23 protein-coding genes and 1 pseudogene are annotated in these 21745 nt (G+C 72.9%); 20 read left to right on the top strand and 4 right to left on the bottom strand.

The features are described 5' to 3' along the window. The first annotated feature begins 151 nt into the window (after positions 1-151). The 10 genes and pseudogenes from infA to ACUJ8O_RS05620 form a co-directional block, all read left to right on the top strand. Positions 152-373: a translation initiation factor IF-1 gene (infA, locus tag ACUJ8O_RS05665; RefSeq protein ID WP_010080397.1), complete on the top strand. Its 222-nt coding sequence runs from the start codon at positions 152-154 to the stop codon at positions 371-373. 35 nt (positions 374-408) lie between these two features. Beyond that, the gene (rpmJ, locus tag ACUJ8O_RS05660) at positions 409-522 is read left to right on the top strand and encodes a 50S ribosomal protein L36 (protein ID WP_002857509.1); all 114 of its coding nucleotides are present in this window, start codon (positions 409-411) and stop codon (positions 520-522) included. A gap of 274 nt (positions 523-796) precedes the next feature. Then, a complete protein-coding gene (rpsM, locus tag ACUJ8O_RS05655; protein WP_017487821.1) occupies positions 797-1165 on the top strand; it encodes a 30S ribosomal protein S13 in 369 nt (122 codons plus the stop codon). Positions 1166-1248: 83 nt separating this feature from the next. Next, the gene (gene rpsK, locus ACUJ8O_RS05650; protein WP_002857513.1) at positions 1249-1653 is read left to right on the top strand and encodes a 30S ribosomal protein S11; all 405 of its coding nucleotides are present in this window, start codon (positions 1249-1251) and stop codon (positions 1651-1653) included. Between the two features lie 131 nt (positions 1654-1784). After that, entirely contained in the window at positions 1785-2783 is a 999-nt protein-coding gene (locus ACUJ8O_RS05645; protein WP_049146318.1) for a DNA-directed RNA polymerase subunit alpha, read from the top strand. Between the two features lie 75 nt (positions 2784-2858). Beyond that, positions 2859-3587: a 50S ribosomal protein L17, sunset domain variant gene (rplQ, locus tag ACUJ8O_RS05640; protein ID WP_049160472.1), complete on the top strand. Its 729-nt coding sequence runs from the start codon at positions 2859-2861 to the stop codon at positions 3585-3587. 112 nt (positions 3588-3699) lie between these two features. Beyond that, the gene (locus ACUJ8O_RS05635; RefSeq protein ID WP_158184327.1) at positions 3700-4593 is read left to right on the top strand and encodes a tRNA pseudouridine synthase A; all 894 of its coding nucleotides are present in this window, start codon (positions 3700-3702) and stop codon (positions 4591-4593) included. 276 nt (positions 4594-4869) lie between these two features. Continuing rightward, on the top strand, positions 4870-5313 hold the full coding sequence (rplM, locus tag ACUJ8O_RS05630) for a 50S ribosomal protein L13 (protein WP_036337972.1): 444 nt from the start codon (positions 4870-4872) through the stop codon (positions 5311-5313). A gap of 41 nt (positions 5314-5354) precedes the next feature. Continuing rightward, the gene (gene rpsI, locus ACUJ8O_RS05625; RefSeq protein ID WP_036381561.1) at positions 5355-5843 is read left to right on the top strand and encodes a 30S ribosomal protein S9; all 489 of its coding nucleotides are present in this window, start codon (positions 5355-5357) and stop codon (positions 5841-5843) included. A 280-nt stretch (positions 5844-6123) separates the two neighbouring features. Next, positions 6124-6935 (top strand): annotated as a pseudogene (locus tag ACUJ8O_RS05620) (polyphosphate kinase 2); the annotation flags it as partial. Positions 6936-7006: 71 nt separating this feature from the next. Here ACUJ8O_RS05620 and ACUJ8O_RS05615 read toward each other — a convergent pair. Continuing rightward, the gene (locus ACUJ8O_RS05615) at positions 7007-7807 is read right to left on the bottom strand and encodes a peptidoglycan recognition protein family protein (RefSeq protein WP_063190069.1); all 801 of its coding nucleotides are present in this window, start codon (positions 7805-7807) and stop codon (positions 7007-7009) included. A gap of 160 nt (positions 7808-7967) precedes the next feature. Between ACUJ8O_RS05615 and glmM the strand changes: the two genes are divergently transcribed. Together glmM and ACUJ8O_RS05605 are read left to right on the top strand one after the other, a co-directional pair. Next, the gene (glmM, locus tag ACUJ8O_RS05610; protein ID WP_029248315.1) at positions 7968-9323 is read left to right on the top strand and encodes a phosphoglucosamine mutase; all 1356 of its coding nucleotides are present in this window, start codon (positions 7968-7970) and stop codon (positions 9321-9323) included. Between the two features lie 8 nt (positions 9324-9331). Then, complete coding sequence (locus tag ACUJ8O_RS05605; protein ID WP_010080407.1) at positions 9332-9559, top strand: hypothetical protein; 228 nt, start codon at positions 9332-9334, stop codon at positions 9557-9559. A 94-nt stretch (positions 9560-9653) separates the two neighbouring features. On the opposite strand, the gene mscL is transcribed toward ACUJ8O_RS05605, so the two are convergent. The 3 genes from mscL to coaA are packed head-to-tail and all read right to left on the bottom strand — an operon-like array spanning position 9654 to position 11893. Then, positions 9654-10076 (bottom strand): large conductance mechanosensitive channel protein MscL, encoded by a 423-nt coding sequence (mscL, locus tag ACUJ8O_RS05600; protein WP_063190071.1) that lies wholly within the window; start codon positions 10074-10076, stop codon positions 9654-9656. A gap of 59 nt (positions 10077-10135) precedes the next feature. Next, positions 10136-10879, bottom strand: coding sequence for a M15 family metallopeptidase (locus tag ACUJ8O_RS05595; RefSeq protein ID WP_371506784.1), 744 nt, complete (start codon positions 10877-10879; stop codon positions 10136-10138). Between the two features lie 3 nt (positions 10880-10882). Further along, positions 10883-11893, bottom strand: a complete 1011-nt coding sequence (coaA, locus tag ACUJ8O_RS05590) for a type I pantothenate kinase (protein WP_036383009.1) — start codon at positions 11891-11893, stop codon at positions 10883-10885. A 74-nt stretch (positions 11894-11967) separates the two neighbouring features. Here coaA and galE point away from each other — a divergent pair, with 74 nt between their 5' ends. From galE to tsaE, 8 genes are all read left to right on the top strand, one after another. Beyond that, entirely contained in the window at positions 11968-13023 is a 1056-nt protein-coding gene (galE, locus tag ACUJ8O_RS05585; RefSeq protein WP_170748023.1) for a UDP-glucose 4-epimerase GalE, read from the top strand. 50 nt (positions 13024-13073) lie between these two features. Further along, positions 13074-14945 carry a glutamine--fructose-6-phosphate transaminase (isomerizing) gene (gene glmS / locus ACUJ8O_RS05580; RefSeq protein ID WP_170748024.1) on the top strand — a complete coding sequence of 624 codons (1872 nt, stop codon included), beginning with the start codon at positions 13074-13076 and terminating at the stop codon, positions 14943-14945. A gap of 157 nt (positions 14946-15102) precedes the next feature. Then, a complete protein-coding gene (gene glgX, locus ACUJ8O_RS05575; protein WP_060973418.1) occupies positions 15103-17232 on the top strand; it encodes a glycogen debranching protein GlgX in 2130 nt (709 codons plus the stop codon). Further along, on the top strand, positions 17229-17960 hold the full coding sequence (locus tag ACUJ8O_RS05570; protein WP_060973419.1) for a hypothetical protein: 732 nt from the start codon (positions 17229-17231) through the stop codon (positions 17958-17960). Before glgX ends, ACUJ8O_RS05570 begins: the two co-directional genes overlap by 4 nt. Continuing rightward, positions 17957-18337: a holo-ACP synthase gene (locus ACUJ8O_RS05565; RefSeq protein WP_371506783.1), complete on the top strand. Its 381-nt coding sequence runs from the start codon at positions 17957-17959 to the stop codon at positions 18335-18337. Before ACUJ8O_RS05570 ends, ACUJ8O_RS05565 begins: the two co-directional genes overlap by 4 nt. Then, entirely contained in the window at positions 18334-19911 is a 1578-nt protein-coding gene (locus tag ACUJ8O_RS05560; RefSeq protein ID WP_445373224.1) for an NAD(P)H-hydrate dehydratase, read from the top strand. Before ACUJ8O_RS05565 ends, ACUJ8O_RS05560 begins: the two co-directional genes overlap by 4 nt. After that, positions 19908-21113, top strand: coding sequence for an alanine racemase (alr, locus tag ACUJ8O_RS05555; RefSeq protein ID WP_445373223.1), 1206 nt, complete (start codon positions 19908-19910; stop codon positions 21111-21113). Before ACUJ8O_RS05560 ends, alr begins: the two co-directional genes overlap by 4 nt. Next, a complete protein-coding gene (gene tsaE / locus ACUJ8O_RS05550) occupies positions 21110-21736 on the top strand; it encodes a tRNA (adenosine(37)-N6)-threonylcarbamoyltransferase complex ATPase subunit type 1 TsaE (RefSeq protein ID WP_445373222.1) in 627 nt (208 codons plus the stop codon). Before alr ends, tsaE begins: the two co-directional genes overlap by 4 nt. Positions 21737-21745: the final 9 nt, after the last annotated feature.

Below are 21745 nucleotides of genomic sequence, written 5' to 3'. Positions count from 1 at the left end.
TCGTCGTCCGTGCTGGTTCTCAGACCGAGAATGCGGTATCATCGAACGTTGTTCGTGTGCGCGCACTCGTGTGCGCCGGCGAGCAGACCCGTTCCCGCCCCGTCATCCGGCCCTCCGCGGCCGTGCCCGGGGCATGACGATTGTGGAGGACATGGCTAAGAAGGAAGGTGTCATCGAGGTCGAGGGCACGGTGTCGGAGGCATTGCCGAACGCGATGTTCCGGGTCCGTCTGCAGAACGAGCACGTCGTGCTCGCCACGATCTCCGGAAAGATGCGTCAGCACTACATCCGCATCCTCCCCGAGGATCGCGTCGTGGTGGAGCTTAGCCCGTACGACCTCAACCGGGGTCGGATCGTGTACCGATACAAGTAAGAACCCCCGTCCAAGCGAGCGCAGGAGGAAGAGCCGTGAAGGTTCAGCCGAGCGTGAAGCGGATTTGTGACAAGTGCCAGGTCGTGCGCCGTAAGGGCCGCGTGCTGGTGATCTGCTCGAACCCGCGCCACAAGCAGCGCCAGGGCTGATCGCCTCCCCGGGAGCCCGGGGAGCGACGCCGTCGCGTTGACCACACCACCCACCGGCCATCGGGCCGAACAGCAGGGACAGCGGTCCACCCCGTGAGGGGAGGGCCCCCACCTCCGGCCGCAGGGGCCGGAGACCGACGACGGCGGACGCCCGCCGCGGAGCACGCCGGATCTTCCCCGGCGCCGCGACGACGGGTCCGCGAGGCCCAGTGCCGCGTCGTACGGGACGTCCCTGGTGCAGACCCCTGCTGCAGAAGAACAGGAGGACGGCCACATGGCTCGTCTTGCAGGCGTTGACATTCCGCGCGAGAAGCGCGTGATCATCGCACTCACGTACATCTACGGTGTGGGCAAGACCCGCGCTGAGGAGACCCTCGCCGCCACGGGCATCGACCCGAACATCCGCGTGAAGGACCTCTCCGACGAGCAGCTGGTGCAGCTGCGCGACCACATCGAGGGCAGCTACAAGGTGGAGGGCGACCTCCGCCGCGAGGTGGCCGCCGACATCCGTCGCAAGGTGGAGATCGGCTCCTACGAGGGCCTGCGCCACCGCCGCGGCCTGCCGGTGCGCGGCCAGCGCACGAAGACCAACGCCCGTACCCGCAAGGGCCCCAAGAAGACGGTCGCCGGCAAGAAGAAGTGATCCTGCACCGGCGGTGACCGCGTCCACGTCCGGACGCCCCGCCCGCAGCATCAGCACCAGCAGCTTTCCCGGAGGAGAATCACATGCCCCCCAAGACTCGCGCATCGGCTGCCCGCAAGCCGCGTCGCAAGGCCAACAAGAACATCACCGTGGGCCAGGCCCACATCAAGAGCACGTTCAACAACACCATCGTGTCCATCACGGACACCACGGGTGCCGTCATCTCCTGGGCCTCGTCCGGCGAGGTCGGCTTCAAGGGGTCGCGCAAGTCGACCCCGTACGCCGCGCAGATGGCCGCCGAGCAGGCCGCCAAGCGTGCGCAGGAGCACGGCATGAAGAAGGTGGACGTCTTCGTGAAGGGTCCGGGCTCGGGCCGCGAGACCGCCATCCGCTCCCTGCAGGCCGCCGGCCTCGAGGTGGGGTCCATCCAGGACGTCACCCCCATGGCCCACAACGGCGCTCGCCCGGCGAAGCGCCGCCGCGTCTGACCTGAGCGCTGTGTCCGCGTCCGCCCCGCCCGGGGCGGACGCGGACAGGTCTGCGGACCTGCCCCCACCCCGTCCTCGTTTCCACCCACCGCGTGCGTCATATGGCGGACGCTCGCCGAAAGGAAATGTCCGTGCTCATTGCACAGCGCCCCACGCTGACCGAAGAGGTCGTCTCCGACCGTCGTTCCCGGTTCGTCATCGAGCCCCTGGAGCCCGGCTTCGGCTACACCCTCGGCAACTCCCTGCGCCGCACTCTGCTCTCGTCGATCCCCGGTGCTGCCGTGACCAGCATCCGCGTGGACGGCGTGCTGCACGAGTTCAGCACCGTCAACGGAGTCAAGGAGGATGTCACCGAGATCATCCTCAACATCAAGAAGCTCTCCGTCTCCTCGGAGAACGACGAGCCCGTGGTGGCCTACCTGCGCAAGCAGGGGGCCGGCGTCGTCACCGCCGCGGACATCACCGCGCCGGCCGGCGTCGAGATCCACAACCCGGACCTGCACATCGCGACCCTGAACGCGAAGGGCAAGTTCGACATGGAGCTGACCATCGAGCGCGGTCGCGGCTACGTGACCGCCGCCCAGAACAAGTCCGCGGACGCGGAGATCGGCCGTATCCCGGTCGACTCCATCTACTCGCCGGTCCTCAAGGTGACCTTCAAGGTCGAGGCCACCCGTGTGGAGCAGCGCACCGACTTCGACCGTCTGATCCTGGACGTGGAGACCAAGGAGAACATGCTGCCGCGTGACGCGGTGGCCTCTGCCGGCTCCACCCTGGTCGAGCTGTTCGGCCTGGCCCGCTCGCTCAACGTCGAGGCCGAGGGCATCGACCTGGGTGACGAGCCCGAGGTCGTCGAGGGCTCCGCCGACCTGGCCCAGCCGATCGAGGAGCTCGAGCTCACCGTGCGCTCGTACAACTGCCTCAAGCGCGAGGGCATCCACACCGTGGGCGAGCTCGTGGGCCGTTCCGAGGCCGACCTGATGGACATCCGCAACTTCGGCGCGAAGTCCATCGACGAGGTCAAGGAGAAGCTCCAGGAGCTGGGCCTGTCCCTCAAGGACTCGCCGGCCGGCTACGACCCGCAGGCGCACGCGCGCCAGATGGACGACGACCCGTTCTCGGACTTCTGAGCCGATTCCGCACCACCTGACATCTTCGACCCGACGCCGCAGCCGGCTGAAGGGTCCCACCCGAGGAGAAACACCATGCCTACCCCCACCAAGGGTCCGCGTCTGGGCGGCAGCCCGGCCCACGAGCGCATCATGCTGGCGAACATGTCCGCCCAGCTGTTCGAGCACAAGTCGATCACCACGACGCTCACCCGCGCCAAGCGCCTGCGCCCGTACGCCGAGCGCCTGATCACCTTCGCCAAGAAGGGTGATCTGCCGGCCCGCCGCAAGGTGCAGGGTCTCATCGCCGCCAAGAACCGCACCAACAAGGCGGTCGTGCACGAGCTGTTCACCGTGATCGGCCCCGCGATGGCCGAGCGCAACGGCGGCTACACCCGCATCACCAAGATCGGCAACCGCCATGGCGACAACGCGCCCATGGCCGTGATCGAGCTGATCATGGACCCGATCTCCGGCAAGCAGGCCGTGGTGCGTGAGGCCGAGCAGGCCGCCGCGTCCGCGCCGGCCGCCCCGGCCGAGTCCGCCCCGGTGGAGGCCGTCGACCCGGCCGCCACCGAGGAGGTCACCGTGGCCGAGTCGCAGGAGACCGCCGCCGAGATCGACGGCGCCGTGCCCACCAACGAGGACGGCTCGGCTCCGGCCGAAGCCACCATCAAGGGCAACGCCAGCTCGAAGAAGTACCACGTCCCCGGCTCGCGCTGGTACGACCAGACCACCGCCGAGGTCTGGTTCTCCACCGTCGAGGAGGCCAAGGCCGCGGGCTTCGAGCCCGCGGGTGGCGAGGCCGCCCAGAAGATGGCCTGACGCCATCGCCTGAGTCCGCGTCCGTCCCCGTGACGACGCATCGGCGAAGGGCCGCCCACCACTCGGTGGGCGGCCCTCTGCCGTCCCGGCCCCGCCCCGCGTGAGGAGCAGCATGAGCGAGCAGCACCGCCCGGACGCCCCGCCGGCGCCCGGGGAACCCGCGTCCGTGCGAGTCCGCCTGGACCTGGCCTACGACGGCGGCACCTTCCACGGCTGGGCCCGCCAGCCCGGTCTCGACTCGGTCCAGGGTGCGCTGGAGGACGGGCTCGAGCGGATCCTGCGCCGGCCCGTGCGCACGGTGGTCGCCGGTCGCACCGACGCGGGGGTGCACGCGCGCGGCCAGGTCGTCCACCTCGACCTGGCCGAGACGGAGTGGGCGGGCCTGACCCGCGGCCGGCCCGGCCTGGAGCCGGCCACCTCCCTCACCCGACGCCTCGGCGGGGTGCTCTCCGGGTGGGGCGGGGCCGTCGTCGTGCACGGGGCGCGGCGGGCCCCCGCGGGCTTCGACGCGCGGTTCAGCGCGCTGTGGCGCGAGTACGAGTACCGGATCGACGACGCACCCGCCGCGCGTGATCCGCGCACGCGGGGCTTCACCCACTGGCACGGCGCCGCCCTGGACGATCGCCTCATGGCGCTGGAGGCCGACGCCGTCCTCGGACTGCACGACTTCCTGTCCTTCTGCCGGCCCCGCGCGGGTGCCACGACCATCCGCGAGGTCCAGCACCTGGAGGTGCGACGCGATGAGGACGGCGTCGTGCGCGTCCGGATCCGGGCCGACGCGTTCTGCCACAACATGGTCCGGGCGATCGTCGGGGCGCTGCTCCAGGTGGGGGAGGGGGCACGCGAGCCCGGTTGGCTCGCGCACCGGGTGGCGAGGCCGGCCCGCGACTCCGAGGTGCGCCTCGCCCCGCCCGGGGGGCTGACGCTGCACGCCGTCGGCTATCCCGACGAGGAGAAGGAGCTGCGCCGGCGCGCCGAGGACACCCGGGCGAAGCGGACCCTGTGAGCCGGGTGGCCCGCGGTGGCGGCTTTTGGCTCCGGGGCCCGCGTTCGGTAGGATGGGTGGACGTTGCGCATGCCCGCACCCGGATGCGTCGTGCCGCGAGTGGCTCAGTTGCATGGCCTTCAGCTCGCGCCGCACCCCCGGGGCATCGGGCCCGGACGCCTTCCAGCCCTCACCTGGGGGACCGGCGCGCACGGAGAACTGACAGCGCGAGCGCGCCGGAATCACGACCCGGCGGGCAGGTGCTGTGGACCACCACCGACCCTGAAGGCAGACAACGTGCGTACGTACTCTCCCAAGCCTGGTGACGCCGACCGTCAGTGGCACATCATCGATGCCACCGACGTCGTCCTCGGCCGCCTGGCCTCCCACACCGCCGCCCTCCTGCGCGGCAAGCACAAGCCGACGTTCGCCCCCCACATGGACATGGGCGACTACGTCATCATCGTGAACGCCGAGAAGGTCGCCCTCACCGGCGCCAAGCTCGAGAAGAAGCGCGCCTACCGCCACTCGGGCTACCCGGGCGGCCTGAAGTCGCAGTCCTACGCCGAGCTGCTCGAGACCAACCCGGTCCGCGCCGTGGAGAAGGCCGTCAAGGGCATGCTCCCGAAGAACTCGCTGGCCGCCCAGCAGCTCTCCAAGCTGAAGGTGTACAAGGGCGCCGAGCACCCGCACACCGCCCAGCAGCCCCAGACCTTCGAGATCGGCCAGGTCGCCCAGTGACCCCGGCGGGCCACTGACGCAGACCTTCCCTGAGGAGAACCATGAGCATCAACGAGAACGACGACGTGGAGCTGACGAGCTACACCTCTGAGTCCACCGCCACCGCCGAGGCCCCCGCCGCCTCCGAGCGCCCGGCCCTGACCGTGCCCGGCTCCGCCGTCGGCCGCCGCAAGGAGGCCGTGGCCCGCGTGCGCCTCGTCCCCGGCTCCGGCCAGTGGACCATCAACGGCCGCGCCCTGGAGAACTACTTCCCGAACAAGCTGCACCAGCAGGAGGTCTCCGACCCCTTCACGCTGCTGGAGCTGACCGGCGCCTACGACGTGATCGCCCGCATCCACGGCGGCGGCCCCTCCGGCCAGGCCGGTGCGCTGCGCCTGGGCATCTCCCGCGCCCTCAACGAGATCGACCGCGAGCACAACCGCCCGGCGCTCAAGAAGGCCGGCTTCCTGACCCGCGACGCGCGCGTCATCGAGCGCAAGAAGGCCGGCCTCAAGAAGGCCCGCAAGGCCTCGCAGTTCTCGAAGCGCTGATCCTGCGCCGCACGGTGTCCCCACCGTGCCCCCGCCGACGCCCCGTCCCGCTCCTCACGAGCGGGGCGGGGCGTCCGCGGTCTCCGTGGGCCGGCGGCACCTGACCCAGAGGCAAAACGATGACGCATGGCGACGACGCCCTGACGGGCCGCTCGCCCGTCCGGTGCGCGGTCCGGTCGAAGACACCCTCAGGAGCCGCCGTGGCCGAGAACAGGAGTCCTACGCCTGACCCCGCACCCGTGGCGAGCACGGCGTGGAGCACGCCGCGCAGGACCCCTTCGCCGTGACCCGTGACGACGCCGCCGAGGTGGACGAGATCCGGGAGCTCGGCCGCACGCTCGGCGGGGAGAAGAAGACCCCACCCCGGACCCGCAGGCCTGGCGTGAGGGCTACCCGTACAAGCCCAAGCTCAGCCTCAAGAGCGACGAGCGACGCAAGCGTGAGCTGCAGATCGAGCTGCTGAAGATGCAGCTCTGGGTCAAGCAGACCGGCCAGAAGGTCCTGATCATCGTCGAGGGCCGCGACGCCGCCGGCAAGGGCGGCGCCATCAAGCGCTTCAACGAGCACCTCAACCCCCGCGGCGCCCGGACCGTGGCCCTGGAGAAGCCCACGGAGGAGGAGGCCTCGCAGTGGTACTTCCAGCGCTACATCCAGCACCTCGAGTTCATGCGCGAGACCCCTGAGCTGGAGCGCATGCTCGTCAACTCCGGCGTGCACATCATCAAGTTCTGGTTCTCCGTGTCCCAGCGTGAGCAGCTCAACCGCTTCGCCGCGCGGGAGACCGACCCCGTGCGTCGCTGGAAGCTCTCGCCCACCGACCTGGCCTCCCGGGACAAGTGGGACGACTCCACGAACGCGAAGGAGGCCATGTTCTTCTACACGCACACGGCCGACGCCCCGTGGACCGTCGTGAAGTCGAACGACGAGAAGCGCGCCCGCCTCGAGGCCATCCGCCATGTGCTGCACACGCTGCCCTACCCGGACAAGGACGAGCGCATCGTCCACCGTCCCGCCCCGCAGGTCTGCGGCCCGGCCAACGAGCTGGCCGAGTACGGGGAGGTCTCCGGCGGATCGTTCCCGCGCGTGCGCTGACCGGGCCGCACACGACGGCGCCCCTCATCTTCCGGTGAGGGGCGCCGTCGTGTGCGGGGGCGGGTGCGGGTTCAGCCGCGCTCCTCCTCCAGGTACTCCGGGGTGACGTGTGCGTCGTCGAAGAGGTTGTCCGCCCCGAAGTCCTCCGAGACGTGGTACTCGCCCGAGGCCAGGGAGAGGCGGACGTCCTCGCGCAGGATCGGCAGCTTGGCGTAGAACGCGTCGCCGCAGCAGCTGGTGGCGGTGACGTCGCGGTGGCCGATGATGCGGGACGGCGGCAGCTCGTACTGCTGGCAGATGTAGGCGGCGAGCGGCACCAGGCCGGCGTAGAGGCTCTGCGGCGGCGGGTTGAGCATGTACAGCCCCTCGCACTCGATGCCGAGCGCATACGCGTTGAAACCGAGCGCGTGGACGCCGAGCATGAACGTCTGTCCGCCCTCGAGCGCGTGCCGGGAGCCGTGGCGGCCCTCCATCGCGAAGCCGCCGCGGGAGACGGTGAAGTGCTGCCCGGTGTCGCCCCAGTCGTTCGCGGAGCCCATGTGCGCGTTCTGGATCACCTGCGCGATGCTCTCCGCCGCCTCCCGGGAGCCGTCCGTGACGTTCGGAGTGGTGGTGTGGTGGATCACCAGGTAGGAGGGGCGCTCGTTCAGGGTCTGCAGGTAGTAGTTGGGCTGCATGGCGCCCCACTGCGCGGTGGTGATGATGTCCGGGGCGGGCAGGCGGGTGGCCTGCTCGTCGCCCTCCGAGCTCTGCTCGGCCTGCTCATCACGCCCGCAGCCGGCCACGCCGGCGGCGATCGCCAGGCCCGTGCCGCCCAGCACGCTGCGGCGCGTCCAGGAACGGGAGGGCGGGGGCGGGGTCACGTCGGGCATGGATCGAGGTCCTTCGGGTTCGGGGCGGGGCCTCCCGGGCGGATGTGAGCGGACGGGCGCGGCCGCGGGGGCTCGACCGGTCCGATGCTACCGCCCCCCGGCCCGTTTCGTGACCCTCCCGTGATGCAGGCCGCAGGGGCGGCCCCTACACTGACTGATCATGTCGAGATTGTTCGGAACCGATGGCGTCCGTGGCCTGGCCAACGAGACCCTCACCGTGGAGTTGTCCGTCCAGCTGGCCCAGGCCGCCTCGCCCGTCCTCGGCGCGGAGGCCTTCGACGCCGGCCGACGCCCGGTCGCCGTCGTGGCCCGGGACCCGCGCATCAGCGGTGAGTTCATCGCGGCCGCCGTGCAGGCGGGCCTGGCGTCCTCGGGCGTGGACGTGTGGGATGCGGGCGTGCTGCCGACCCCCGCCGCCGCCTATCTCGTGGGGGACCTGGACGCCGACTTCGGCGTGATGATCTCCGCCTCCCACAACCCGGCCCCGGACAACGGCATCAAGTTCCTCGCGCGCGGCGGCGAGAAGCTGACCGACGCGCAGGAGGACGAGATCATCCGTCACCTCGAGGGCGTGACGCCGCGGCGGCCCCAGGGCGCGGACGTGGGCCGCGTGCGCGTCTTCGCGGACGCCGAGGACCGCTACGTCCTCCACCTCCTGCAGACCCTCCCGCACCGGCTGGACGGGCTCAAGGTCGTCTTGGACTGCGCACACGGTGCGGCCGCCGGCTGCTCGCCCGAGGCGTTCCGCGCCGCCGGCGCGGAGGTCGTCGTGATCGGCGCGTCCCCGGACGGGCTCAACATCAACGACGGCTACGGCTCCACCCACCTCGAGAAGCTCCAGGCGGCCGTGCGCGAGCACGGCGCGGACCTCGGCATCGCGCACGACGGCGACGCCGACCGGTGCCTCGCCGTGGACGAGCGCGGCGAGGTCGTCGACGGCGACCAGATCATGGGCGTCATGGCCGTGGCCCTCAAGGACCGCGGCGTCCTGCGGGACGACACCCTGGTCGTGACCGTCATGTCCAACCTGGGCCTGAAGCTGGCCATGGGCCGGGAGGGCGTCCAGCTCGTCGAGACCCAGGTGGGCGACCGCTACGTCCTGGCCGGCATGAAGCTCGGCGACTACTCGCTCGGCGGCGAGCAGTCCGGCCACGTGATCTTCTCGGACCACGCCACCACCGGTGACGGTGTCCTCACCGGCCTGCAGCTCGCCTCGCGCGTCGCCGAGACCGGCACCCCGCTCTCCGAGCTGGCCGCGGTGATGGACCGGCTGCCCCAGGTCCTCGTGAACGTGCGCGGCGTGGACAAGTCCCGCGCCGCCGAGGACGAGGCCGTCCAGGCGGCGGTCGCCGAGGCGGAGGCCCGCCTCGGCGAGACCGGCCGCGTGCTGCTGCGCCCGTCGGGCACGGAACCGGTCGTGCGCGTCATGGTCGAGGCCCCGGACGAGGAGACCGCCGGCCGGGAGGCCCAGGTGCTGGCCGACGTCGTGCAGCGCGAGCTGCGCCTGCACGACTGACCGGACCGATGACGTCGGACGCGGCCCCCCGGCCCCGCCGCTGGACCCTGTTCGCGGGGCTGCTCGCGGGGCTGGCGGTCCTGTGGTCGGCCGCGTTCCTCGCCGTGGACGCGCCCGTGTGTGCGCGGCAGAGCGCCCCCGTGGAGTGGTTGCCGTGCCTGGATCCGGACCGGCAGGACTCGGAGGTCGCCCCGGACGCCGGGTCCAGCGCGGACCGGACGACGTCGCGGCCCTGAGGGCACGGCCCCGGTGCCGCCGAGGGCATGAAGGAAGGGCCCGGGGCGACTCGCGTGAGTCGTCCCGGGCCCTTCGGCGTCGGACAGGGGGAGATCAGAGGGCGGTGGTCCCGGAGGTGGGGCCGCCGCGGCGCTCGGCGAGCAGGTCGCGGATCTCGGTGAGCACGGCGACGTCGGCGGGCACCTCCTCCTCGGCGGGGTCGATGCCGAGGCGGCGGTTGCGGGCCTCGACCATCTTGTTCATCGGCATCACGATGGCGAAGTACACGGCCGCGGCGATGAGCAGGAAGTTGACGATGGCGGTGAGCAGCACACCGAACTTCACGTCGTTGCCGTTGACCGTCAGCACGGCGAACGAGTCGAAGTTCGGCGAGCCCACGGCGGCGGCGATGAGCGGCATGAGGACCGCCTCGACGAGCGCGTTCACGATCTTGCCGAAGGCGGCGCCGATGATGACGGCGACGGCGAGGTCGAGGACGTTGCCCTTCATGATGAAGTCTTTGAATCCCTGGAGCATGGCGAGAATCCTACGTGTGACGAAGGCGGCGCGGTACAGCGTCGAGCGAGCCGTGCGTCTCAGTCCGCGTAGTCGGGCGCCGGAGGCAGACCCCATGCGGTCTCGAGGACGCCGCCGACCGCCTCGACCCGGGCCGCCTCCGCGGACCCGACATAGCGCAGGTGCCAGGGCTCGTGGGCGAAGCCCGTCACGTCCTCGGCCCCGGCGGGGTAGCGGATGACGAACCCGTGCTCGGCGGCGTGCGCGGCCACCCAGCGGCCCGCGGCGGTGTCGCCGAAGCACGCTTCCAGGTCACACGCGGGGGTCGCGGCGTCGCCCACGTCCCAGGCCAGGCCGGTCTGGTGCTCGGAGTGCCCCGGACGCGCCGAGACGCGGTCGGCCTCGGCGCGGCCCAGCTCGTCGACCCAGTGGCCGTACGTCCGGACCTGGTAGTCGTACGAGCGGTAGGCGCTCAGGGTGGTGAGGCGGTGGCCCGCCGCCGCGGCGGCATCCAGCAGGTCGCCGGCCGCCGTCGCGGCCTCCGCCCGCAGGGGCAGCTCGCTGCCGGGCACGGCCAGCAGATCCGAGGGCGCCCAGTCGGGCGGGGCCACGGGGCGGGTCTTGTTCACGACGACGTCGAGGGCGGCCGGGTCGGCGTGCGTGCTCGACGACGGCGCCGTGCTCGAGGCGGCGCGGGACGACGCGGCCGCGCTCGCGGAGCCGGAAGCCGGCGTCGCCGAGGACGGGCACGCGGCGGGCGTGCCGCAACCGGCCGCGAGCAGCGCGAGCGCGGCCAGCGCGGCGAGAGGGAGGGTGCGACGCATGGGTCAGACCTTCCTCAGCAGCACGCGGGTCACCTCGTGTTGCGCGTTCTTCGTGAGCACCAGCCGGGCGCGCCCGCGGGTCGGGCGCACGTTCTGCTCGAGGTTCGGGCCGTTGATGGAGTCCCAGATGGACTCGGCCGTCGCCTGAGCCTCGGCGTCCGACAGGGAGGAGTACCGGTGGAAGTAGCTGCGCGGGTCGGCGAAGGCCCCCGAGCGCAGACCCATGAACCGGTCGATGTACCAGGACCGGATCCAGGACGCGCGCGCGTCCACGTACACCGAGAAGTCGAAGAAGTCGGAGACGGAGAGCCCGGCGGTGCCGTCGGCCCGGGTGCGCGGCGGGGCCAGCACGTTGAGTCCCTCCACGATCAGCACGTCGGGACGGTGCACCACCTGTTCCTCGCCCGGCACGATGTCGTAGGTGATGTGCGAGTACACGGGCGCGCGCACCTCCTGCGCCCCGGACTTGACGTCCGCCATGAAGCGCAGCAGCGCGCGGCGGTCGTAGGACTCGGGGAAGCCCTTGCGGGACAGGATGCCGCGCTCGTGCAGCACCGCGTTGGGGTGCAGGAACCCGTCCGTGGTGACCAGCTCGACGCGCGGCGTGGTCGGCCAGCGGCGCAGCATCTCCTGGAGCACGCGCGCCGTCGTCGACTTGCCGACGGCGACCGACCCGGCCACCCCGATCACGTACGGGGTGCGCCCCGTCCGCTCGCCGAGGAACGCGTTGGTCGCGCTGCGCAGGGCCGCGGAGGCCTCCACGTTGATGCTCAGCAGGCGCGAGAGCGGAAGGTAGACCTCGGCAACCTCGCGAAGGGACAGATGCTCGCCGAGGCCGCGCAGACGCTCCACGTCCGCCTGGTCGAAGGGCTGCGCCATCTCCGAGGCGAGACGGGCCCAGGTCTGGCGGTCCAGCTCCACGAAGGGGGAGCGCTGGTGGCCGTCGGGCACGGCGTCCGCGGGCTCCTCGGGGCCCACGAGGGGCAGCTCGGAGGTCGGGGGGGTGTAGGTCACCCGATCCATTATGGCCGCGGCCCGCCCGGAGCGGGCCCCCGCGTGACGTCACAGGGCCCGGATAGGATCGGCCCATGCGCGTTCTCGTGACCGGCGGCGCCGGATACCTGGGATCCCATACCGTGCTCACGCTGCTCGAGGCGGGCCACGACGTCCTCGTCCTGGACAGCCTGGTCACGGCGACGACGACGTCGCTCGAGCGCGTCGCCGAGCTCGCCGGAACGCGCCTGGGCGGGTCGCGGCTGCGCCTGCACGTGGCCGACATCCGCCGCCCCGAGGACTATCGCGGGGCGCTCGCGGACTTCGGTCCGGCCGCACTCGTGCACTTCGCCGGGCTGAAGTCGCCCACCGAGTCGATGACCCGCCCCGCCGCCTACTACGACGTGAACGTGGGCGGCACGGCCGCCGTCGCCGAGGCCGCGCTCGCGGCCGGCGCCCGCACGGTCCTGTTCTCCTCCTCGGCGACCGTGTACGGCGACCGCGCGCCGGTGCCGGTCGCCGAGGACGCCGCCACAGACCCGGTCTCGCCCTACGGGCACTCCAAGCTCATGGCGGAGCAGGTGCTGCGCGACGTCTGCGCCACGGTCGACGGCGGCGGGCTGGCGATGCTGCGCTACTTCAACCCGGTCGGCGCGCATCCCTCCGGGCGGCTGGGCGAGGACCCGAGCGGGGTGCCGGCGAACCTCATGCCCTTCGTGGCGCGGGTGGCCTCCGGCGCGTACCCCGAGCTGCGGGTGTTCGGCGCGGACTTCGACACGCGCGACGGCAGCGCCGTGCGCGACTTCATCCACGTGATGGACCTCGCGGAGGCGCACGTGGCCGGGCTCGAATGGCTCGCGGCCCGGGTGGCGACCGGGGGCGGTACGACGACCCGGGTCTGGAACATCGGCCGGGGCGAGGGCGTCACCGTGTTCGAGATGGTGCGCGCTTTCGAGGCGGTCACGGGCGGCCGCATCCCCTACCGCGTGGTCGAGCGCCGGCCCGGGGACATCGCCGAGTCGTGCGCCGCCGTGGACGCGATCGGCGCCGAGGTGGGCTGGCACGCCCGACGCGATGTGACCGCGATGGTGCGGGACCTCTGGGCCTGGCAGGAGGCCAACCCCGCGGGGTTCTCGTCCCGGACGGGGTGACGCGGCCCGCCGTGCGCCGAAGTCGGGTCCAGCCCGGTATTCTCGTGCGCATGTGCGGAATCGTCGGATACATCGGCCAGCCCCAGTCGGATCGTGAGCACGGCGCTCTCGACGTCCTGATGGAGGGCCTGCGTCGTCTTGAATACCGCGGATACGACTCCGCCGGTGTGGCCGTGGTGGACGGCGGTCAGCTGTACCACCGGAAGAAGGCGGGCAAGCTCGCCAACCTCGCCGAGGAGCTCGCCGAGCACCCCACCCCCACCGGCCTCGTCGGCATCGGCCAAACCCGGTGGGCCACCCACGGCGGCCCCACCGACCGCAACGCCCACCCGCATGTGGCGGACGAGGGCCGGCTGGCGCTCATCCACAACGGCATCATCGAGAACTACGCCGAGCTGCGCGAGGAGCTGCTCGCCAAGGGCGTCGAGTTCCTCTCCGAGACGGACACCGAGGTGGCCGCCCACCTGCTCGCCGACGTCTATCGGAACGCGGCCGGCCAGGACCTGACCCGCGCCATGCAGCTGGCCTCCCAGCGCCTCGAGGGTGCCTTCACCCTGCTGGCCGTGCACGTGGACCACCCCGACCGCGTGGTGGCCTCGCGCCGCAACTCGCCGCTCGTCGTCGGCCTGGGCGAGGGGGAGAACTTCCTCGGCTCGGACGTCTCCGGCTTCATCGACTTCACCCGCGAGGCCATCGAGCTCGAGCAGGACCAGGTCGTGACCATCACGGCCGACGCCGTCGAGATCTCGGACTTCCGGGGCGGCCCCGCCGAGGGCAAGCGCTTCACCGTGGACTGGGACGCCTCGGCCGCGGAGAAGGGCGGCTTCGAGACCTTCATGGAGAAGGAGATCCACGACCAGCCCCAGGCCGTGCAGGACACCCTGCTGGGCCGCACGGACGCCACCGGCACCCTGACGCTGGACGAGCTGCGGATCGACCCCGAGGAGCTCAAGGCGGTCGACAAGATCATCGTCCTGGCGTGCGGCACGTCCGCCTACGCGGGCACGGTGGCCAAGTACGCCATCGAGCACTGGTGCCGGATCCCCGTGGAGGTGGAGCTCTCCCACGAGTTCCGCTACCGGGACCCGATCATCGACCCGCACACCCTCGTGGTGTCCATCTCCCAGTCCGGCGAGACCATGGACACCCTCATGGCGGTCCGCTACGCCAAGGAGCAGGGCGCCCGCACCGTGTCCATCTGCAACACCAACGGCTCCACGATCCCGCGCGAGTCGGACGCCGTGCTCTACACGCACGCCGGCCCCGAGATCGCCGTCGCCTCCACCAAGGCGTTCCTGGCGCAGATCACCGCCGCCTACCTGCTGGGCCTGTACCTGGCCCAGCTGAACAAGAAGCTGTTCAGCGGCCAGATCAAGGACATCCTGGCGGACCTCGGGGCGATCCCCGGCAAGATCGAGGAGATCCTCGCCGCCAAGGACCAGGTCAAGGAGCTCGCCCGCTCGATGGCCGACGCCACCTCCGTCCTGTTCCTCGGCCGCAACGTCGGCTACCCGGTGGCCATGGAGGGCGCGCTCAAGCTCAAGGAGCTCGCCTACATCCACGCCGAGGGCTTCGCCGCGGGCGAGCTCAAGCACGGCCCGATCGCCCTGATCGACGACGGCCAGCCGGTCTTCGTGGTCATGCCCTCGCCCCTGGACCGTCACTCGCTGCACGCCAAGGTGGTCTCGAACATCCAGGAGGTCCGCGCCCGCGGCGCCCGCACCTTCGCCGTCGCCGAGCGCGGCGACGCGGCCGTGCGCGGCCAGGCCGAGGTCGTCTTCGAGGTCCCCGAGACCCAGCCCATGCTCATGCCGCTGCTGACCACGGTCCCGCTGCAGATCTTCGCCCTCGAGCTCGCCACGGCGAAGGGCTACGACGTGGACCAGCCGCGCAACCTCGCCAAGTCCGTCACGGTGGAGTGATCCGCCGCTGAGGCCACCGAGACCTCTCCTGCCGGGCCCGGCCGCCACACAGCGGCCGGGCCCGCGACGCGTCCGGGACGGTGTCCTCCCGCGCCAGTAGACTCCCCCAGGAGGCCCGCCGCACCCGGCGGGCCGCACGACGAGACCCCGGAGAGTCATGCACACAGTGGAGATCGGCCAGCCGTACCCCCTCGGGGCCACCGTGGACGAGACCGGCACCAACTTCGCCCTCGCGGTCTCCCGCGAGGTGGAGGCGGTCGAGCTGTGCCTCGTCGCCGACGACGGCACGGAGACGCGCATCCCTCTCGAGGAGCGGCACGGCACCACATGGCACGCCCACGTGGCGGGCATCGGCCACGGGCAGCGCTACGGCTACCGCGTGCACGGCCCCTGGGACCCCGCCCGCGGCCTGTGGCACAACCCGGCCAAGATCCTCGTGGACCCGTACGCGCGGGCGTTCACCGGCGACTACGAGTGGGGCCAGCAGCACCACTCGTACGACTTCGACGAGCCGGACCGCATCGACACCTCGGACAACCTGGGCACGAGCATGCTCGGCGTCGTCGTCGCCGAGGACTTCGACTGGGGCGATGACGCCCCACCCGCCGTCGAGCTCACGGACACGGTGATCTACGAGACCCACGTCAAGGGCATGACCAAGCTGCACCCCGCCGTCCCCGAGGAGCTGCGCGGCACCTACGCGGGCATGGCCCACCCGGAGGTGGTCCGCCACCTGACCGAGCTCGGGGTGACCGCCGTCGAGCTGATGCCCGTGCACCAGTTCGTCAACGACGCCACCCTGCAGGAGAAGGGGCTGAGCAACTACTGGGGCTACAACACGCTCGGCTTCTTCGCCCCGCACGCCGCCTACGCCTCCTCCTCGGAGGTGGGCGGCCAGGTCCGCGAGTTCAAGCAGATGGTGAAGGACCTGCACGCCGCTGGTCTCGAGGTGATCCTCGACGTGGTCTACAACCACACGGCCGAGGGCAACGACAAGGGCCCCATGCTCAGCCTGCGCGGGCTGGACAACGCCGGCTACTACCACCTCGTCGAGGGCGACGAGCGGCACTACATGGACTACACGGGCACCGGGAACTCGGTGGACCTCTCCAGCCCCAAGGCCCTCCAGCTGGTCATGGACTCCCTGCGCTACTGGGTCACCGAGATGCACGTGGACGGCTTCCGGTTCGACCTGGCCACCACCCTCACCCGGGTGGAGGGGGAGCAGGGCCCGGACATGTTCTCCGGGTTCTTCGACGTGGTCCGCCAGGACCCGGTGCTGCGCACCGTCAAGCTCATCGCCGAGCCGTGGGACGTGGGCTGGGGCGGCTACCAGGTGGGCAACTTCCCCGGCCTCTGGTCCGAGTGGAACGGCATGTACCGGGACGCGGTACGCGACTTCTGGCGCGGCGAGCCCGGCACCCTCGGCGAGTTCGCCACCCGCCTGACCGGCTCGGCCGACCTCTATGAGGGGGACGGGCGCGGCCCCGGTGCGTCCGTGAACTTCGTCACGGCCCACGACGGCTTCACGCTGCGCGACCTCGTCTCCTACAACGAGAAGCACAACGAGGCCAACGGCGAGGACAACAACGACGGCGAGGCGCACAACCGCTCGTGGAACTGCGGCGTGGAGGGGGAGACCGACGACCCCGAGGTCGTGACGCTCCGCGCCCGCCAGCGCCGCAACTTCCTGGCCACCCTGCTGATCAGCCAGGGCGTGCCCATGATCAGCCACGGCGACGAGCTGGGCCGCACCCAGGGCGGCAACAACAACGTCTACTGCCAGGACAACGAGATCTCGTGGATCGACTGGTCCGCCATGGACGACTCGCTCGTGGCGTTCACCCGCGACCTGATCGCGCTGCGCCGTGACCACGCGGTGTTCCGCCGTCGCCACCACTTCGACGGTCGCCCCGCGGCCCGCGACATCGAGGCGCCCCTGCCGGACATCGTGTGGCTCGAGCCGGACGCGACCGCCAAGACGGAGGACGACTGGGGCGCCGAGGCCCGGTCGATCGGCTTCTACCTCAACGGGCACACGCTCCCCCGCGGGGACGAGGAAGGGGAGGAGCCCTACCGGGACTTCTACGTCCTCATGAACGCGTGGTGGGAGCCCGTGCCGTACACCCTGCCCGGGCCCACGTTCCCGGCCGAGTGGGAGGTCGTCGTGGACACCTCGTCCCACGTCGCCCCGAGCGGCTCGCACCCCCGCGTGCGTGCCGGGGACGTGCTTGAGCTCCCGGCCCGCTCCACCGTCGTGCTGCGGCAGGTCCCCGAGGGCGCATGAACGAGCGGGTCGACCGGGGGCGCGTCCGCCGTGGCCTGCCGCGGTGGGCGCGGGCCCTCTGCGCCACCGTGGCGACCCTGGCGGCGCTGGGACTGGCCTTCGGCGCGGGATGGGCCACGCACGCCGTGACGGACCCGCACCCGGACGACGCACCGCGCGTGGACGCCCTCCTCGTCCTCTACAGCCAGCCCCGCGTCTACGACGCCGCGATCGAGCTCGCCGCGTCCGGTGTCACCGACCGGCTCTTCGTCTCCGCGTACCTGGGGCCGGACGGGCACGAGAAGCTGTGCGGCGGCCCGGAGGAGCGCGACCCGCGGCTGGAAGGCGTCACCGTCGAGTGCTTCGCGCCCGATCCGGTGACCACCCAGGGCGAGGTCGTCCACGCGGCCGACCGCATGCGCGAGCTGGGCCTGCACCACCTGGGCGTGCTCACCTTCCACCAGCACGTGGAGCGTGCGCGGCTGCTGGCGGAGCGGTGCCTCACACCCGAGGAGGGCCGTGTGTCCCTGTACGCGTTCGACGCCGGCTTCGACCGGCTCGGCCGCCTGCAGCACGGCGTCTACGGCGTGCTGGCCTACGGGAAGGCGATGCTCACGCCGGGCTGCGACCAGCAGCTGCCCGGCGTGCTGCAGTGGCCGCTCGACCTGGCCAAGCGACTGCGCGGGCAGCCCGTCGGGGACGAGGCCGGCGCCGTCGTCGTGGGCGCCCGGCGGGCGGGGGCGGCGTGATCGTCGGCGTGGGGGTGGACGTGGTGGACGTCCCGCGGTTCCGGGCGCAGCTCGAGCGCACCCCGGCGCTGCGCGCACGCCTGTTCACCGAGGACGAGCGGGACCTGCCGCTGCGCTCGCTGGCCGCGCGCTTCGCCGCCAAGGAGGCGATCGCCAAGGCCATGGGCGCCCCGCCCGGGATGATATGGCACCACTGCTGGATCCCGCGCCCGGACCACGGCGACGGCCGCCCCACCGTGCACCTGACCGGCACCGTGCAGGCCCAGGCCGAGGCCCTGGGCATCACCCACTGGCACCTCTCCCTCAGCCATGACGGGGACGTCGCCACCGCCTACGTGGTCGCCGAACGCCGCGCGGCCGAGGAGGAGTCCGCATGACCGCCGATGACCTGACCCGCATCGCCGTGACCGGCTCGGCCGTGCGCACGGCCGAGGAGCCCCTGCTCGCGGCCGGGCGCGGCCCGGAGCTGATGCGCGCCGCCGCCTGGGCCCTGGCCGAGCACGCCGCCGCCCTGCTGCGTGAGCGCGGCCCCGTGGCCGGGGCGACCGTGGCCGCCCTCGTCGGCCCCGGCAACAACGGCGGGGACGCGCTGTTCGCCCTCGCCTTCCTGCGCCGCCGGGGCGTGGCCGCGGTCGCCGTGCCCGTCCGCCGGGACGACGACGGCGTCCCGCGCTGGCACGCCGAGGGCTGGGCTGCGCTGCGGGCGGCCGGGGGACGACGTGCCGACGCGGTGCCGCCCGAGGCCGCGCTCGTGGTGGACGGCGTGCTCGGCACGGGCTTCACCGGCGAGTATGAGCTGCCCGCCGCGGCGCGCGCCCTGCCGGCGGACGCGCTCGTGCTGGCGTGCGACGTGCCCTCCGGTGTGGACGCGGACACCGGCGAGGTGCGGGGGGAGGCCCTGTCCGCGGACGCGACCGTGACGTTCGGCGCCCTCAAGTCCGGCCTCGTCCTCGGGGAGGGGGCCGCGCGCGCGGGCGTCGTGCACGTGGTGGACATCGGGCTGGGACCGCACCTGCCGACGTCGCCGGCCACGCGGCTGGGCGTGATGGACGAGGCCGCCGCACGGGCCGCCCACCCGGCCCCCGCGGCCGAGGCCCACAAGTACACGCGCGGCGTGGTGGCCGTCGTCGCCGGATCGGAGCGCTACCCGGGGGCCGCCGTGCTCGCGAGCGCGGGCGCGCTGCAGGCGGGCGCGGGCATGGTGCACCACGCCGGCCCGCAGACCACCCGGGACCTGGTGCTCGCCGCCCACCCCGAGGCGCTGGTCTCGGCGGAGGGGCCCGAGCCGTCGCGCGCGGACGCCTGGGTGGCCGGTCCCGGCCTGGACACCGAGCACGACGCGCGGCGGCGCTGGGCCGGCGTCCTCGCCGCGCTCGAGGAACGGCCGGAGGCGGCCCTGGTCGCCGACGCCTCGGCCCTGGACCTGGTCACCGCCGCCGAGCTGCGGACGCTGCGCGCTGCCGGCACGCCCGTGGTCCTGACACCGCACGCCGGGGAGTGGTCCCGCCTGCGTGAGCGCGTCCCCGCGGACGGCGCCGACGCCGCCGACCCGCTCGCCGCCCTCCGCGCGTGGACGTCCGAACACGGCGCCACCGTCCTGCTCAAGGGTCCGCGCACCCTCGTGGTCGCCCCGGACGGCGAGGCGTGGGCCGTGACCGGCGGCGGACCCGACCTCGCGATGGGCGGCACCGGCGACGTGCTCTCCGGGGCGATCGGCGCCGTCCTGGCCGCGGACGTGGCGCGGCGCTCGCGGGCGCGCCGGGCCGGGGAGAATCCGGGCCCGGCGCCCACGGCTCGGCTCGCGGCGGCGGCCGCCTGGCTGCACGCCCGGGCCGGGGCCGAGCAGGCCCGCGCCGGACGGATCACCACGGCCACGCTGCCGACCGCGCTGGGGGCGCGCGTCGCGCGCCTGTGGTGGCCGGACGACGCCGAGCCGGAGGCCGTCCGATGAGCCGCGCCGACGTCAGCCCGGTGGACACCGAGCGCGCCGCACGCATCGACCTGGCGGCCGTCCGGCACAACGTGGGCGTGCTGCAGGAGCGGATCCGCCGCCCGGACGGCAGCCGGCCGCTGCTGACCGCCGTCGTCAAGGCCGACGCCTACGGCCACGGCGCGGTGGCCGTCGCCCGCGCCGCCGCGGCCGCCGGCGCGGACCGGCTCGGCGTGGCCCACGTGCGCGAGGCCCTGGCCCTGCGCGCGGCGGGGGTGCGCCTGCCCGTGCTCGCGTGGCTGCACACCGGGGCCACGGACTTCGCCGCCGCGGTGGAGGCGGAGGTGACCCTCGGCGTCTCGGGCTGGGACCTCGACGCCGTCGCCGACGCCGTCCGCGGGCTGCGGGCCCGCGGCGGGGCCGGACCCGAGGCCCGCGCCGCCCTGCACCTGAAGGCGGACACCGGCCTGGGTCGCCACGGCTGCACGCCCGAGCGGTGGCCCGCGTTCGTCGCGCGTGCCGCCGAGCTCGAGGCCGCGGGCCTCGTGCGGGTGGAGGGCGTGTTCTCCCACCTCGGCGTGGCGGACGAGCCGGACCGGGCCGCCGAGACCACGGCGCAGCTGCTGCGGTTCGAGCGGATGGCCGCCGAGGCCGCCGAGACGCTCGGCCACCCACTGCTGCGGCACCTGGCCAACACGCCCGCCACCCTCGCCCGGCCGGACACGCACCTGGACATGGTGCGCGTCGGCCTGGGCCTGTACGGGCTCTCCCCGTTCGCGGACGTCACCGCCGCCGAGCTCGGGCTGCGCCCGGCCATGTCCCTCGTCACCGTCCTGGCCAACGTCAAGGCCGTCCCCGCCGGGCAGGGCGTGTCCTACGGGTTCCGCCACGTCACGGCGGAGCCCACCACCCTCGGGCTCGTGCCCGTCGGCTACGCCGACGGCGTCCCGCGCGTCGTCGAGGGCACGCGCGTCCACGTCGGCGGCCGGACCGTCCCCGTGGTGGGCCGCATCGCGATGGACCAGTTCGTGGTGAACCTCGGCCCGGACGCCGCGGACGCGCCCGGCGACGCCGTCGAGCTGTTCGGACCGGCCTCCGGCATCCCGGTGGAGGAGTGGGCCGCGGCCGCCGGGACGATCAACTACGAGCTGGTGACCCGCATCGGAGGCCGCGTGGACCGGCAGCACGTGGACCCCACACCGACCCAGGAGGCCCGCCCATGAGCGACCACGCGATCCCCGCCCCCGGCCCGACCCTGCCCGAGCCCGTGCTGACGGCGACGGTCCCGCTCGAGGGCGCCGAGGGCACCCGGGCGTTCGGCCGCGCCCTCGCCGCGGTGCTCCGCGCCGGCGACGTGCTGATCCTCACGGGCGACCTCGGCGCGGGCAAGACGACCTTCACCCAGGGGCTGGCCAGCGGATTCGGCGTGGCCTCCGGCGTGGTCTCGCCGACGTTCGTCCTCTCCCGCGTCCACCCCGCCCCGGCCGACGCCCCGGCGGGCGCCCCGGACCTCGTGCACGTGGACGCGTACCGGCTGCGCTCGGCGGGGGAGCTCACGGACCTCGACCTGGACGCGAGCGTGGACCGCTCCGTGACCGTCGTCGAGTGGGGCCGGGGCATGGCCGAGTCCCTCGCCGGGTTCCCCGAGGACCCGGACGCCTCGTGGCTGGACATCGAGATCGTCCGGGCCCGCGGGGGTGAGGACGCCCCCGCCGCCTCCGCGGGGGAGGGCGAGGACGGCATCGTCACCGACTTCTCCGACGAGGACGGAAGCCAGGCCGAGGAGCTGCGCTCGGCCATCGTGACCGGCCGCGGCCCGCGCTGGGCCGGCGTCGTGCTTCCGTAGACTGGCCGC

It is taken from the genome of Micrococcus sp. EWR3.9.1 (assembly GCF_052615555.1).
This window is presented reverse-complemented; position numbering and strand designations above follow the sequence as displayed.

Coding starts and splice junctions, on each gene's coding strand:
- alr (WP_445373223.1), top strand. CDS start 19,908: ATGAGCCGCGCCGACGTCAGCCCGGTGGACACCGAGCGCGCCGCACGC.
- tsaE (WP_445373222.1), top strand. CDS start 21,110: ATGAGCGACCACGCGATCCCCGCCCCCGGCCCGACCCTGCCCGAGCCC.
- ACUJ8O_RS05570 (WP_060973419.1), top strand. CDS start 17,229: ATGAACGAGCGGGTCGACCGGGGGCGCGTCCGCCGTGGCCTGCCGCGG.
- ACUJ8O_RS05605 (WP_010080407.1), top strand. CDS start 9,332: ATGACGTCGGACGCGGCCCCCCGGCCCCGCCGCTGGACCCTGTTCGCG.
- glgX (WP_060973418.1), top strand. CDS start 15,103: ATGCACACAGTGGAGATCGGCCAGCCGTACCCCCTCGGGGCCACCGTG.
- glmS (WP_170748024.1), top strand. CDS start 13,074: ATGTGCGGAATCGTCGGATACATCGGCCAGCCCCAGTCGGATCGTGAG.
- infA (WP_010080397.1), top strand. CDS start 152: ATGGCTAAGAAGGAAGGTGTCATCGAGGTCGAGGGCACGGTGTCGGAG.
- ACUJ8O_RS05635 (WP_158184327.1), top strand. CDS start 3,700: ATGAGCGAGCAGCACCGCCCGGACGCCCCGCCGGCGCCCGGGGAACCC.
- rpsK (WP_002857513.1), top strand. CDS start 1,249: ATGCCCCCCAAGACTCGCGCATCGGCTGCCCGCAAGCCGCGTCGCAAG.
- rpsI (WP_036381561.1), top strand. CDS start 5,355: ATGAGCATCAACGAGAACGACGACGTGGAGCTGACGAGCTACACCTCT.
- galE (WP_170748023.1), top strand. CDS start 11,968: ATGCGCGTTCTCGTGACCGGCGGCGCCGGATACCTGGGATCCCATACC.
- ACUJ8O_RS05560 (WP_445373224.1), top strand. CDS start 18,334: ATGACCGCCGATGACCTGACCCGCATCGCCGTGACCGGCTCGGCCGTG.
- ACUJ8O_RS05595 (WP_371506784.1), bottom strand. CDS start 10,879: ATGCGTCGCACCCTCCCTCTCGCCGCGCTGGCCGCGCTCGCGCTGCTC.
- mscL (WP_063190071.1), bottom strand. CDS start 10,076: ATGCTCCAGGGATTCAAAGACTTCATCATGAAGGGCAACGTCCTCGAC.
- rplQ (WP_049160472.1), top strand. CDS start 2,859: ATGCCTACCCCCACCAAGGGTCCGCGTCTGGGCGGCAGCCCGGCCCAC.
- ACUJ8O_RS05615 (WP_063190069.1), bottom strand. CDS start 7,807: ATGCCCGACGTGACCCCGCCCCCGCCCTCCCGTTCCTGGACGCGCCGC.
- rpsM (WP_017487821.1), top strand. CDS start 797: ATGGCTCGTCTTGCAGGCGTTGACATTCCGCGCGAGAAGCGCGTGATC.
- glmM (WP_029248315.1), top strand. CDS start 7,968: ATGTCGAGATTGTTCGGAACCGATGGCGTCCGTGGCCTGGCCAACGAG.